This window comes from Bradyrhizobium quebecense, from assembly GCF_013373795.3.
Lineage (GTDB): Bacteria > Pseudomonadota > Alphaproteobacteria > Rhizobiales > Xanthobacteraceae > Bradyrhizobium > Bradyrhizobium quebecense.
On record NZ_CP088022.1, the window covers coordinates 4,383,657 to 4,395,354 of the forward strand.

Annotated in this window: 14 protein-coding genes; 10 read left to right on the forward strand and 4 right to left on the reverse strand. The window is 64.3% G+C overall.

Features of this window, described 5'->3' with window-relative positions:
• Nucleotides 1-22: 22 nt before the first annotated feature.
• Nucleotides 23-439, forward strand: a complete 417-nt coding sequence (locus tag HU230_RS21290; RefSeq protein ID WP_176529988.1) for a YkvA family protein — start codon at nucleotides 23-25, stop codon at nucleotides 437-439.
• Here the strand turns inward: HU230_RS21290 and HU230_RS21295 are convergent.
• Nucleotides 436-1,800: a histidine kinase gene (locus HU230_RS21295; protein WP_176529987.1), complete on the reverse strand. Its 1,365-nt coding sequence runs from the start codon at nucleotides 1,798-1,800 to the stop codon at nucleotides 436-438. The two genes, HU230_RS21290 and HU230_RS21295, sit on opposite strands and share 4 nt — an antisense overlap.
• Before the next feature lie 181 nt (nucleotides 1,801-1,981).
• Here HU230_RS21295 and HU230_RS21300 point away from each other — a divergent pair, with 181 nt between their 5' ends.
• A complete protein-coding gene (locus HU230_RS21300) occupies nucleotides 1,982-2,602 on the forward strand; it encodes a response regulator transcription factor (protein ID WP_176529986.1) in 621 nt (206 codons plus the stop codon).
• A 27-nt stretch (nucleotides 2,603-2,629) separates the two neighbouring features.
• On the forward strand, nucleotides 2,630-3,475 hold the full coding sequence (gene fghA, locus HU230_RS21305; protein WP_176529985.1) for an S-formylglutathione hydrolase: 846 nt from the start codon (nucleotides 2,630-2,632) through the stop codon (nucleotides 3,473-3,475).
• Nucleotides 3,476-3,614: 139 nt separating this feature from the next.
• Here the strand turns inward: fghA and HU230_RS21310 are convergent, their stop codons facing one another.
• Complete coding sequence (locus HU230_RS21310; RefSeq protein ID WP_176529984.1) at nucleotides 3,615-4,127, reverse strand: DUF3280 domain-containing protein; 513 nt, start codon at nucleotides 4,125-4,127, stop codon at nucleotides 3,615-3,617.
• Between the two features lie 159 nt (nucleotides 4,128-4,286).
• Here HU230_RS21310 and HU230_RS21315 point away from each other — a divergent pair, with 159 nt between their 5' ends.
• The 6 genes from HU230_RS21315 to HU230_RS21340 all read left to right on the forward strand — a co-directional run bounded on the left by HU230_RS21315 (nucleotide 4,287) and on the right by HU230_RS21340 (nucleotide 9,118).
• Complete coding sequence (locus tag HU230_RS21315) at nucleotides 4,287-5,468, forward strand: ABC transporter substrate-binding protein (RefSeq protein WP_176529983.1); 1,182 nt, start codon at nucleotides 4,287-4,289, stop codon at nucleotides 5,466-5,468.
• A gap of 5 nt (nucleotides 5,469-5,473) precedes the next feature.
• Complete coding sequence (locus tag HU230_RS21320) at nucleotides 5,474-6,451, forward strand: YVTN family beta-propeller repeat protein (protein ID WP_176529982.1); 978 nt, start codon at nucleotides 5,474-5,476, stop codon at nucleotides 6,449-6,451.
• Nucleotides 6,448-7,263, forward strand: coding sequence for an ABC transporter ATP-binding protein (locus HU230_RS21325; protein ID WP_224943412.1), 816 nt, complete (start codon nucleotides 6,448-6,450; stop codon nucleotides 7,261-7,263). The genes HU230_RS21320 and HU230_RS21325 overlap by 4 nt, the downstream gene beginning before the upstream one ends.
• Nucleotides 7,260-8,108, forward strand: coding sequence for an ABC transporter permease (locus HU230_RS21330; RefSeq protein ID WP_176529981.1), 849 nt, complete (start codon nucleotides 7,260-7,262; stop codon nucleotides 8,106-8,108). The genes HU230_RS21325 and HU230_RS21330 overlap by 4 nt, the downstream gene beginning before the upstream one ends.
• Nucleotides 8,105-8,722, forward strand: a complete 618-nt coding sequence (locus tag HU230_RS21335; protein ID WP_420840794.1) for a hypothetical protein — start codon at nucleotides 8,105-8,107, stop codon at nucleotides 8,720-8,722. The genes HU230_RS21330 and HU230_RS21335 overlap by 4 nt, the downstream gene beginning before the upstream one ends.
• Nucleotides 8,723-8,821: 99 nt before the next feature.
• Nucleotides 8,822-9,118 (forward strand): copper-binding protein, encoded by a 297-nt coding sequence (locus tag HU230_RS21340; RefSeq protein WP_176529980.1) that lies wholly within the window; start codon nucleotides 8,822-8,824, stop codon nucleotides 9,116-9,118.
• 36 nt (nucleotides 9,119-9,154) lie between these two features.
• On the opposite strand, the gene HU230_RS21345 is transcribed toward HU230_RS21340, so the two are convergent.
• Nucleotides 9,155-9,709 (reverse strand): PQQ-dependent catabolism-associated CXXCW motif protein, encoded by a 555-nt coding sequence (locus HU230_RS21345; protein ID WP_176529979.1) that lies wholly within the window; start codon nucleotides 9,707-9,709, stop codon nucleotides 9,155-9,157.
• Nucleotides 9,706-10,587: a substrate-binding domain-containing protein gene (locus HU230_RS21350; RefSeq protein ID WP_176529978.1), complete on the reverse strand. Its 882-nt coding sequence runs from the start codon at nucleotides 10,585-10,587 to the stop codon at nucleotides 9,706-9,708. Before HU230_RS21350 ends, HU230_RS21345 begins: the two co-directional genes overlap by 4 nt.
• Before the next feature lie 203 nt (nucleotides 10,588-10,790).
• Here HU230_RS21350 and HU230_RS21355 point away from each other — a divergent pair, with 203 nt between their 5' ends.
• Nucleotides 10,791-11,681: a quinoprotein relay system zinc metallohydrolase 2 gene (locus tag HU230_RS21355; RefSeq protein WP_420840892.1), complete on the forward strand. Its 891-nt coding sequence runs from the start codon at nucleotides 10,791-10,793 to the stop codon at nucleotides 11,679-11,681.
• The last annotated feature ends 17 nt before the right edge of the window (nucleotides 11,682-11,698 follow it).

An 11,698-nucleotide genomic window follows, 5' to 3' on the forward strand; every position in this document is an offset into this window, starting at 1 on the left:
CCGGGCGTGCAGGCGCCACGCCATGCCGTCCATCAAGCTATCCTCAATCAAACTTTCCTCAATCAAAGCTTGGGCGCGCAACCTGAAACGAGACAGCGTTGCGCTGTATCTCGCGTCGCGTGATCCGCGCGTACCGTGGTACGCAAAGGCCCTCGCCGTCGCCATCGCGGCCTATGCGCTCTCCCCCATCGACCTGATCCCGGATTTCATCCCGGTCATCGGCTATCTCGACGATCTGATCCTGCTGCCGCTCGGCATCTGGCTTGCGATCTCGCTCGTTCCGGATGAGGTGATGGCTGAATGCCGCGCCAATGCCAGTGCCGTCTTGCAGCGCCCGACCAGTCGAGCGGGAATGATCGCGATCATCGTGCTCTGGATCGCCAGTGCGCTCGCGCTGGCATGGGCTGTCGTCACATACTGGCCGCGAACCGCGCCCTAAGCCTGCGCAGCCTTTGGCACCAGCGCCTCGACCGTCACGCCATCATCGCTGGAATTGATCTTGAGCGTGCCTCCGAGCGCGAGGATTCGCTCCTGCATGCCAGTCAAACCGCGGCCAAGCCGGTGATCCCTGAGCAGGCCGCGGCCGTTGTCGCGGACACGCACCAGCGCGCAGCCCCGGCCGCCGCGCGGGCCGGTCTGCCGCTCCGCAGGCTCGATCGTGATATCGACTGCCGTTGCGCCGGCGTGGCGGAATACGTTGGTGAGCGCTTCCTGGACGATGCGATAGATCGTCAGATCGGCCGTCTCGCCGGTCTCGCCGAGATCAGGCGATATGCTGCTCTCGATCTCCACCTCCGGGTGGGTCTCGCCCCACAGCCGCACCAGCGCGCCAAGCGCTTCAGCAAGCCCAAGCTCCGCCAATCCCACCGGCCGCAATCGCTCCAGGATGCGGCGAGTGAACTGCTGAAGCGCGTTGACCTGCTCGAGGATGGCGCTGCCGTGCTTACGTAGCGCAGCAGGATCGGGCTTTTCGACCTCCGACAGCCGCGTCAGTGCGCCGGCATGCGCGCGCAGCGCGAACAGATAGGGCCCGAACTCATCGTGCAATTCGCGCGCGATCTCCTTGCGTTCGGAATCCTGCAGCGAGACCGCACGTTCGGCCAGCTGCCGCTTGCTGTCCACGGCCTCGCCAAGGGTCGCCGCCAAATGGTTCAGTTTGGCACAGATCGCAGCCAATTCAGGCGATCCGCCGGGCTCGACGCGCGCGTCGTAATCCCCGGCCTCGATACCGGTCATGGCCTGCGACAGCGCTTCCAGCGGCGCAAGTGCGCGGCCGACCACCAGCATGGTCACCAGCAGCAGCGCCACCGCGATCGCGGAGCCGACCTCGATCTGGGTGACGATGCCGTCCCAGATCTCAGCCATTTCATCGTCGGGATGCGAGGTGATGACGAGCGATTGCGGCTTGCCGTGAACCGAGATCGGCACCCGCACCGAAGTCTGCTCGGGATGAACCAGCGCGACGAACCACTCAGGCGGGGCGCGCGGATCGCCTGCCTCCGCCAGGCGCTCGGCAGACTTTGCGGTCGCGTCATCCTGCCGCGTGATGCTGACATGACGCAGCCGGCTCAGGTCCTGGACGATCTGGTCGAGCCGCGCATCCGGATCCGGCGCCTCGTCGAGACCGGTCACCATCGTCGTAACAAACTCGCGCGCCAGCCGGATCACGCTCTGGTCCTCGGCCTGGACACGCGGCCCCGCTTCCAGCACGAGCCGCGCAATATTGATGCCCAACCCAAGCGCCAGTATCAGCGCCAGCAGCAGGTTGATCCGTGCGCGCAAGGATAGCTTTTGCCACATGACGTTGCCCCCGACCGCGATCCCTCCTCCGAGAGGATCGTTGACAGCCAAATTTGCCCGGCTATCTAATCGCACCCTATCGCAATCTCGTGCGAGGTGCACAACCGGTCGGAACCGAGGTGTTCTTCGTGCAAATCGATGTAATGATGAGCTAGTCGAAGCAGGTCGCCGGAACAACGCCATGCGCATTCTGATCGTTGATGATCATCCCATCGTTGCTTCCGGCTGTCGCACCGTGTTCGCCGACGATCCCGAGATCACCCTGCTGGAAGCTGCGGATGCCGAAAGCGGCGAACGGGCGTTCGTCGCGGAGAAGCCCGATCTCTGCGTGATCGACATCAACCTGCCGACGGTCTCCGGCTTCGAGCTGGCCCGCCGCATCCTGTCGCGCGATGCATCCGCGCGCCTCATCATGTTCAGCATGAACGACGACCCGGTGTTCGCCGCCCGCGCCATCGACATCGGCGCCAAGGGCTACGTCTCGAAGACCGGCGATCCCAACGATCTGGTGGAGGCCGTGCGTGAGGTCGGCAATGGCGGCGTCTACCTGCCGCCGGCGATCGCACGCAACGTCGCCTTTGCGCGGCCGGGCTTTGCGCAAAATCCGCTCTCCAAGCTGACCTCGCGCGAGATGGAGATCCTGCGCCTGCTCAGTTCCGGCAAGAGCCTGTCGGAGATCGCCTGGCTGGTGCATTCGTCTTACAAGACGGTCGCGAACACGTCATCGATCATGCGCCAGAAGCTTGGCGTGCGCACCTCGGCAGAGCTGGTGCGCCTCGCGATCGAGAGCGGCGTCGGCTGACGACGCCGCGCGCCAACACGGAGGAATATGGCAATGCAGACGGTTTCCCAGAACAAGTCGCATGGCGGCACGCAAGGCGTCTACCGGCATCCAAGCCGCGAGACCAAGACCGATATGACCTTCTCGGTGTTTGTCCCTGATCATGCGGCCGGCGCCAAGCTGCCTGTCGTCAGCTATCTGTCGGGCCTAACCTGCACGCACGCCAACGTCACCGAGAAGGGTGAGTTCCGGCAGGCATGTGCCGAGCTCGGCCTGATCTTCGTCGCGCCCGACACCAGCCCGCGCGGCGAAGGCGTCCCCGGCGATCCCGCCAACGCTTACGATTTTGGCCTCGGCGCAGGCTTCTATGTCGATGCGACCGAGCAGCCGTTCGCGACCAATTACCGGATGTGGAGCTACGTCACCGAGGAATTGCCAAAATTGATCGCCGAGCAATTCCCGGTCGACACGGCGCGGCAATCGATCCTCGGTCACTCCATGGGCGGCCATGGTGCGCTGACGGTGGCGCTGCGCTATCCCGATCGCTATCGCGCGGCGAGTGCGTTTGCGCCGATCGTGGCGCCATCGCAGGTGCCGTGGGGCAACAAGGCGCTGGGCGGCTATCTCGGCAGCAACAAGCAGGCGTGGCGCAAGCACGACGCGGTCGCGCTGATCGAGGACGGCGCCCGCTTCTCCGATCTGCTGGTCGACTATGGCGATGCCGACGGATTTCTCACCGAACAGCTGCGGCCCGAGCTCCTGAAGGCGGCTTGCGAGAAGGCCAACATCCCCCTCACCTTGCGGCGTCAGCTCGGCTACGACCACAGCTATTACTTCATCTCGACCTTCATGGCCGATCACCTGCGCTGGCACGCCGCACGGTTGAAGGCGTGAGCCAATCCCTCCCCGTCATCCTGAGGAGCGCGTAGCGCGTCTCGAAGGATGCACGGCCCGGCTGGTGGCCGATTCATCCTTCGAGGCTCGCCGAAGAGGCTCGCACCTCAGGATGACGGTCGCACATTTGTACCCGCAGCTACCGCGCTTGCGGGGCGCCGTAGTTCGGCGCGAGCAGGCGGTTGCGCACGAGGTAGTCGGTTGCGCGCGACCAGGATTCGTCGGTATTGCCGCGCATGTCGGCGCTCACTGCTGCCACCAATTGCCCGGTATGGACGTCGCGCAGATAGAGATTGATGTTGAGGATCAGATTGGAGACCTTCTGCACCACGCCGGTCATCGCGAGATCGGCGCCCAGCTCGCCGGCCAGCTTCACGTCGCATCCGCCGCAGGCCTGAAGATTGCTGCCGTGCGCCGCAGCATTGATCGGCGCGATATCGATCACGTGGAACTTGCCGGAATCTGCAAGCTCCTTGCGCGCCTGATCGCCGGTGCGCAGCAACCGCGCCTGTTCGTCGGTCCGCGGCCCGTCGACCTCCCCTTGAAGGCTGGTGTCGATCATCTCGAGGTCGAACACCGCGAGCTTTGGCGGTTCGGCGCGCGCCGCAGATATCAGCAGCAAAGATATGACGAAGACGAACGCTGATCTCATGATTGTGAACCAATCCAAATTTGGTACCGCGCAACGACAAAAAGCGGGGTTGCAAGCCAGGCCAATTCCGGCATCTTGCACGTCAACGCATGGCCCGGAAAAGCGGAATCCGCTTTTCGGCAACGCCGCGCCGAGTGAAGAATGACTACGGGAGGAGTTATGTTCCGATGGCTGATCGGCACGATCGCGCTCAGCATGGTGGCGACCGGAGCGCTGGCGGCTGATCCCGTCGAGGTCCACATCGGCTATCTCGGCCATGCCGGCATCAAGTCGACGCTCTCGCTGGTCGAGCAACCGGCCGACAATGACGGCATCGCCGGCGCACGCCTTGCGATCGAGGACAACAATACGACCGGAAAATTCCTCAACCAGCGCTTCGTGCTCGACGAGATCAAGGTCAAGGACAGCGACGATGTCGCCAAGGTCGCGACCGATCTCGCTGGCCGCAACGATTATATCATCACCGACCTGCCCGCCGACGCCCTGCTCAAGGTCGCCGACGCGCTGCGCGATCGCGGCACCGTGCTGCTCAATGCCGGCGCGATCGACGATCGGCTGCGCGAGCAGGACTGCCGTGCCAATGTCATCCATGTCGCGCCGACACGCTCGATGCTGGCGGACGCGCTTGGCCAGTATCTGGTGTGGAAGCAGTGGAAGCGCTGGCTGCTGGTGACCGGCTCGCATGATCAGGACAAGCTCTACGCCGACGCGCTGCGCCGTGCCGCCACGCGCTTCGGCGCTAAGATCGTCCAGGAACGGACATTCGAGGACACCGGCGGCGCGCGCCGCACCGACTCTGGCGTGACGCTGATCCAGCGTCAGATGCCGGTATTCACGCAGCAAGCGCCGGCTTATGACGTGCTGGTCGCCGCCGACGAGAGCGAGGTGTTCGCGAACTATCTGCCCTACCGGACCTGGGACCCGCGTCCCGTGGCGGGCTCGGCGGGCCTGGTGCCGACCAGCTGGGACGCCGCGCATGACCAATGGGGAGCGGTCCAGATCCAGAACCGCTTCGTCAAGCTGAACATGCGCCGCATGACGGCGCTCGACATGCAGGCCTGGACGGCTGCGCGCATGATCGGCGAAGCCACGTCCCGCACCAATTCGGGCGATCCCAAGAAGGTCATCGCCTTCCTCAAGGGCAAGGATTTCTCGATCGCGGCCTTCAAGGGCACGCGATTGACCCTGCGCGACTGGAATCTGCAGCTCCGCCAACCGATCCTGCTGGCCGATGGTCGTATGGTCGTTTCGGTCTCGCCGCAGGAAGGTTTCCTGCATCAGGTCTCCGAGCTCGACACACTCGGTGTTGACCGGCCTGAAACGAAGTGCAAGCTGCAGTGAGGGAGATGAAACGCATGTGGCGCCGCTGTCTGTTGACCGGGATGCTGGTTTGGCTTGCCGCGACACCGGCGTCCGCCTTCGTTGCCTACGTCTCCAACGAGAAGGGCAACACCGTCACGGTGATCGACACCGACAGCTGGACGGTGACCAAGACCATCAAGGTCGGCCAGCGGCCGCGCGGCATCGAGTTCTCGCGCGACGGCAAGTTCGTGATGGTCGCGGTCGGTGACGACGACACGATCCAGGTGATCGATACCAAGACCCAGGAGATCGTCGACACCCTGCCCTCCGGCCCCGACCCTGAATTGTTCACCCAGGATGCCGCCGGCAAGACCATGTATGTCGCCAACGAGAACGACAACACGGTCACTGTGATCGATCTCGAGAAGCGAGCCCGGCTCGGCGACATCCAGGTCGGCGTCGAGCCCGAGGGCATGGCGATCAGCCCGGATGGCAAGATCCTGATCAACACGTCCGAAACCACCAACATGGCGCATTTCATCGACACGACGACGCGCCAGATCGTCGCCAACGTGCTGGTCGATTCGCGGCCGCGCTTCGCCCAGTTCAAGCGCGACGGCTCCGAATTGTGGGTTTCCTCCGAGATCGGCGGCACGGTGTCGATCATCGATCCGGTCAAGCGCGAGGTGACCGGCAAAATCACCTTCGAAATCCCGGGCCTGCGCAACGAGGCGATCCAGCCCGTCGGCATCGGCATGACCAGGGACGGCAAGATCGCATTCGTTGCGCTCGGCCCCGCCAACCGCGTCGCGGTGGTCGACGGCGCGACCCACAAGGTCCTCAAATATCTTCTGGTCGGCCAACGCGTCTGGCACATGGATTTCACCCCGGACGAAAGATATCTGATGGTCACCAACGGCGTCTCGAACGATGTCTCGGTGATCGACGTCGCGGCCCAGAAGGTGATCAAGACCATTCAGGTCGGCGAACTGCCCTGGGGGATCACGATCGCGCAGCCATGACCGCAACCGATGCCCATATCGCGAGCCAGCCCTCGCCGGATGCAAGTCCCACAGCGGCCGTACAGCCGGCGCTGTCGATCGGCAATGTCAGCCACAGCTACGGTCCGCGGCGCGCCTTGATCGACGTCAATTTCACGGTTCAGCCTGCAAGCTTCACCGCTCTGCTGGGCCTCAATGGCGCCGGCAAGAGCACGTTGTTCTCGCTGGTGACGCGGCTGTTCGGCATCCAGAACGGGCGGATCAGCATCTTCGGCCACGACATCAGCCGAACGCCCGGTGAAGCGCTGAGGCTGATGGGCGTCGTGTTCCAGTCGCGCACGCTCGATCTCGATCTCTCGCTGACGCAGAACCTGCTGTATCACGCCGCGCTGCACGGCATCTCCCGGCGCGAGGCGCGGCTGCGCAGCGCCGAGGTGCTCGGCCGCATCGGGCTTGCCGACCGCGCCACGAGCAAGGTGCGCGATCTCTCGGGCGGCCAGATGCGAAGGCTCGAGATCGCCCGCGCGCTGCTGCACCGGCCGCGGCTGCTGCTGCTCGACGAGGCCACCGTCGGGCTCGACGTCAAGGCGCGCGCCGACATTCTCGACCATGTCCGCCAGCTCGTCACCGAACAGGGCATCGGCGTGCTCTGGGCGACGCATCTGTTCGACGAGATCATGCCGGGCGACGACCTTGTGGTGCTGCATCAGGGCCGGATGCTGGCGCACGGCCCGATGTCGCGCGTGATCGCGGACGCCGGCGCCCAGGACGTCAACACCGCATTCATGCGCCTGACCGGAACGGCAACCCTTACCGGAAAACCACCAACATGAGCAGCACGACGGTCACGCCTGAGCGAAGCGGCTTCTCGGTGTCGGAATACATCGTCTGCCTGAACGGCATCGTATGGCGCGAGGCACTGCGCTTCCTGCATCAGCGCGAGCGCTTCGTCTCGGCGCTGGTCCGGCCACTGGTCTGGCTATTCATCTTCGCGGCCGGCTTCCGTCAGGTGCTCGGCATCTCGATCATCCCGCCTTATGAGACCTACATTCTCTACGAGGTCTATATCGCGCCCGGCCTGATGGCGATGATCCAGCTGTTCAACGGCATGCAATCGTCGCTGTCGATGGTCTATGACCGCGAGATGGGCAACATGCGCACGCTGCTGGTCAGCCCGCTACCGCGCGGCTATCTCCTGTTCTGCAAACTACTCGCCGGCACAGCGGTGTCGCTGCTCCAGGTCTATGCCTTCCTGCTGATTGCGTGGTTCTGGGACATCACGCCGCCGACCCTCGGTTACCTCACCGTGCTTCCGGCGCTGGTGCTGTCGGGCCTGATGCTCGGCGCACTGGGCATGCTGATCTCGGCCAGCATCAAACAGCTGGAGAATTTCGCCGGCGTGATGAACTTTGTGATCTTCCCGATGTTCTTTGCATCGTCCGCCCTCTATCCGCTCTGGCGGGTACAGGAAGGCAGCCCGATGCTGTATTATGTCTGCCAGTGCAATCCGTTCACGCATGCGGTGGAGCTGATCCGGTTTGCGCTCTACGGCAAGATGAACTGGGTTTCGCTCGCGGTGGTCGGCGGCTGCACGGTGGTGTTCATGATCGGCGCGATCCTGGCCTACGATCCATCGCGCGGCCTGGTGCGCCGCGGACCTGGCGGAGGCGAGGCATGACAGGCTTGCGGCCAGCACTCGGCGCGCTGCTCGCGATGGTCCTGTCGAACCAGGTCGCGTTCGGTGCCGACCCGCGTTACCCGGACTGGCCGTGCGCGCAGGCCAAGGTGCCCGAGATCTCGCTCGCCGCAGTCTGGGCCGGGCCGCCGCTCGGCGATGCCGAGACCAAGTGGAGGGACGATCCGAAGATCAGCCAACTTGCGACCAGACTCGCGGCGCGCCGCGTTCCGCTCGAGGATGCGCAGAAGGAGATCACCGAGTTCCTGTCGGCCGCCGCGGCCGACAAGGCCAATGCGGGAAAACTGCTGTTCGCGGGCCTGTTCGATACGCTCAACGGTCAGCGGGCCTCGGTCATGAATGGGCTGGAGCGCGTGATGCGCAAGCAGCGCGAGGCCGCGGAAAAGATCCGCGCCGATACGATCGCGCTGCAGGCGCTGCAGGATGCCACGCCGCCGGACCAGGCCAAGGTCGACGAGCTCGGCAATCAGCTGGTCTGGGAGACGCGGATATTCGAGGACCGCGGACGCGTGGTGAAATTCGTCTGCGAGGTGCCGACCATCATCGATCAGCGGCTGTTTGCGCTCGGCCGCACCATCCAGCAGGAGCTGGATTAGGCCTGCGACCGACCGCCCCGACGATTACCACCGCGCCGCCGGAACAAACTGCCCTGCCCGCTCGTTGTCTCCAACTATATCTGAAGTTGGGAGACCTCGATGAGAGCAGCCAAGATCGTCATGACCAGCCTCGCCGCCGCGAGCCTGATCACCACAGCGGCTTTGGCCCAGCAATCCATGTCCGGAATGGTCACCAAGATTGACCGACTGAGTGGAACCATCTCGATCCAGCAGACACAAGCCGGCACAGTGGGCGCGGCCGGCGGCGCCATTCAGGAATACAAGGTGGCCAAGGGACAGTCGCTAGAGGAGCTTCACGCCGGCGACAAGGTGACGTTCACCACCACGGACGGCGACGGCGGCAAGACCATCAATAAGCTCGACAAGCAGAAGTAATTCGCTGGAGATTTTCCTGGCCGCGTGAGGGCGGGCTCACTGCTCGCCCTCGCGCGGCTCGGGCTCCGCATCCGCCAGCGGCAGATTGGCGCGTCCCCACCCGTCGGTTCCGTCCGGATACCACGCCACGTTGCGGTAGCCGTAGGAAAGCACGCGCTTGGCGGCGTTCCACGACATCCAGCAATTTTCCTGGCAGTAGATCACCAGCAATCTGGCCCTGTCGTCGCCGGAGGCGCGGACCAGGCCGCGTCGCATATAGTCCTCGGTCGATGCGGCGAGCTTGCCATAGCCGGTGTCGGGCAGCCAGATGCTGCCGGGAATGTCGCGATGCGGCCGCTCGCGCCACACCGTGCCGGCCGGCAGATTAGGCTTCGGCGCGCGCGGCAGCACGTCGACGAAGGCGCCGGACTTGTCGCGCCAGGTCGCTGCCGCTTCCGCGGTCGTGAGGACGCGCGCGCCCGCAAGAGTGATCGGCACCGGCGCGCGATAATCCTCGGTGCGGTAGCCCTCGGGCTCTGCAGGCGGGTCCTGCGCGCGGACATGCGAAGCGGCCAGCAATACCACCGCAAGCATGGCCGCGAGCCTGATCATGGCGATTTGGTCGCGGTCTCCGGCCCGATCGGACGGTCGTTCTCGTCGAGCAGCGGAACGCCGAAGTCGAGCAGGATCTTGTTGATGGCCGGCTGGTTCTCCTGGATCAGGCGATTGAGCTGCCGCTTCCAGTTCTGGTCGGACGCCCGCACGCCCATGCCGATGCGATAGACCAGCTTGGGTCCCGTGGTCTCCTTGAGCAGCGGCGTGACATGCAGCGGCGGGTTCGCCTTCTTGGCATAAAAGCCCGCCATCGGCCCCCACAGGATGCCGGCGTCTATCTCGCCCTTCTCGAGATCGTTCATCATCGCCTCGGCCGAGGAATCGTAGCGCGTGTCGATCATCAGCGGATAAGGCTTCGCATTGCTCATCAGGCCGTTGATGGCCATGTTGGTCGCGGGCGGCGTTCCGGCGACGATGCCAATATGCTTGCCCTTCAGCCGCTCATCCTCGAGCGTCGTGACCTCGTCCAGTCCGCTTCCCCGCTTGGCGACGATCGCATAGGCCGTGCGGTAATAGGGATTGGTGCCTTGCGCGAGGTCGTCGCCTTGCGGAAAGCCCATGATCACGTCGCAGCGATGCGAGCCGAGCGTGATCCGCACGAAGCCGGTCGCCTGCGGGAAATACATATAATCGAGCTTCTTTTGCAGCTTCTCGGCGAACAGCTCGCCGATCTTGTTCTCAAAGCCCTCGCCCTTGTCATTCGAGAACGGCAGGTTGCGCGGATCGGCGCAGATGCGAAGCACCTTGGGATCGACCAGCTCGATGGAGAGTTCGCCCTGCTCGTTGACCTGCGCGCGCGCGATGTCGCGGCCGGCGAAACAGACGATGAAGCTGGCAAGCGCGAGCAGAACAGGACGGCATCCGACAACTCTCATTGCGCGGTCTCCTCTTGATCGGACGGATTGCCGCCATCCACCAATTGCCCGGCGCACGATGACGTGCAACAGGGATAATGATCGCGACGGTGCCGCGTTGCTTGTTGCAGCGCAAACTGGAGCGCGACGACATCGATCGCGCGTCCCGGGAAAACTGAGGCGGAAACATGGCTCATGGCGGTTCGGTGCTTGCGCTGCTCCTGATGCTTTGGGCGCCGACCATAGCGCGGGCTCAAGAAGCGGAATTGCCTGTGAGCGAAGTCGCCCCCGGAATATTCGTTCACACCGGGGTCACTGCATTGATGACGCGCGACAACGAAGGCGCCATCGCCAATGTCGGCTTCGTGGTCGGCGACAGCGCCATTGCCGTCGTCGACACCGGCGGCAGTGTCCGCGAAGGGCGGCAATTGCTCGCCGCGGTGCGCAGCCATAGCGACAAACCGATCCGCTATGTGATCAACACCCACGCGCATCCGGATCATAGCTTCGGCAACGCGGCGTTCGTGGTTGACGGGACCAGCTTCGTCGGCCACAAGGCCTTGCCTCAAGCGCTGGCGGCGCGCGGGCAATTCTATCTCGACGGTTTTCGCCGGACCATGGGCGATGCGTTGATCGACGAGGTCCGCATCATTCCGCCGACCGTTCTGGTCGCGGACACGCTGAAGCTCGACCTCGGTGGACGGGCCCTCACCCTGAAGGCATGGCCCCCCGCCCACAGCGACAACGACCTCACCGTGTTCGATCAACGCACCGGCACCCTGTTCGCCGGCGATCTGGTGTTCCTCGAACATATTCCGGTGGTCGACGGCAGCCTCAAGGGCTGGCTGCGTGCGCTCGACGAGCTCCAGGCTATTCCCGCCGAGCGCGTGGTTCCCGGTCACGGACCCGTGAGTGCATGGCCTGCAGCGCTTGCCGACGAGCGGCGGTATCTTGAGACGCTGGCCGCGGACGTCCGCGCGCTGGTCGCAAGCGGCAAGCCGATCACGGCCGCGGCGGAGCATGCCGCGGCAGCCGAGCGGCCGCGCTGGCAATTGTTCGACGATTACAACGCCCGCAACGCAACTGCAGCATTCTCGGAAATTGAATGGGAGTAGCTATTCGTCCTATAATG

Coding starts and splice junctions, on each gene's coding strand:
- HU230_RS21290 (WP_176529988.1), top strand. CDS start 23: ATGCCGTCCATCAAGCTATCCTCAATCAAACTTTCCTCAATCAAAGCT.
- HU230_RS21295 (WP_176529987.1), bottom strand. CDS start 1,800: ATGTGGCAAAAGCTATCCTTGCGCGCACGGATCAACCTGCTGCTGGCG.
- HU230_RS21300 (WP_176529986.1), top strand. CDS start 1,982: ATGCGCATTCTGATCGTTGATGATCATCCCATCGTTGCTTCCGGCTGT.
- fghA (WP_176529985.1), top strand. CDS start 2,630: ATGGCAATGCAGACGGTTTCCCAGAACAAGTCGCATGGCGGCACGCAA.
- HU230_RS21310 (WP_176529984.1), bottom strand. CDS start 4,127: ATGAGATCAGCGTTCGTCTTCGTCATATCTTTGCTGCTGATATCTGCG.
- HU230_RS21315 (WP_176529983.1), top strand. CDS start 4,287: ATGTTCCGATGGCTGATCGGCACGATCGCGCTCAGCATGGTGGCGACC.
- HU230_RS21320 (WP_176529982.1), top strand. CDS start 5,474: ATGAAACGCATGTGGCGCCGCTGTCTGTTGACCGGGATGCTGGTTTGG.
- HU230_RS21325 (WP_224943412.1), top strand. CDS start 6,448: ATGACCGCAACCGATGCCCATATCGCGAGCCAGCCCTCGCCGGATGCA.
- HU230_RS21330 (WP_176529981.1), top strand. CDS start 7,260: ATGAGCAGCACGACGGTCACGCCTGAGCGAAGCGGCTTCTCGGTGTCG.
- HU230_RS21335 (WP_420840794.1), top strand. CDS start 8,105: ATGACAGGCTTGCGGCCAGCACTCGGCGCGCTGCTCGCGATGGTCCTG.
- HU230_RS21340 (WP_176529980.1), top strand. CDS start 8,822: ATGAGAGCAGCCAAGATCGTCATGACCAGCCTCGCCGCCGCGAGCCTG.
- HU230_RS21345 (WP_176529979.1), bottom strand. CDS start 9,709: ATGATCAGGCTCGCGGCCATGCTTGCGGTGGTATTGCTGGCCGCTTCG.
- HU230_RS21350 (WP_176529978.1), bottom strand. CDS start 10,587: ATGAGAGTTGTCGGATGCCGTCCTGTTCTGCTCGCGCTTGCCAGCTTC.
- HU230_RS21355 (WP_420840892.1), top strand. CDS start 10,791: ATGCTTTGGGCGCCGACCATAGCGCGGGCTCAAGAAGCGGAATTGCCT.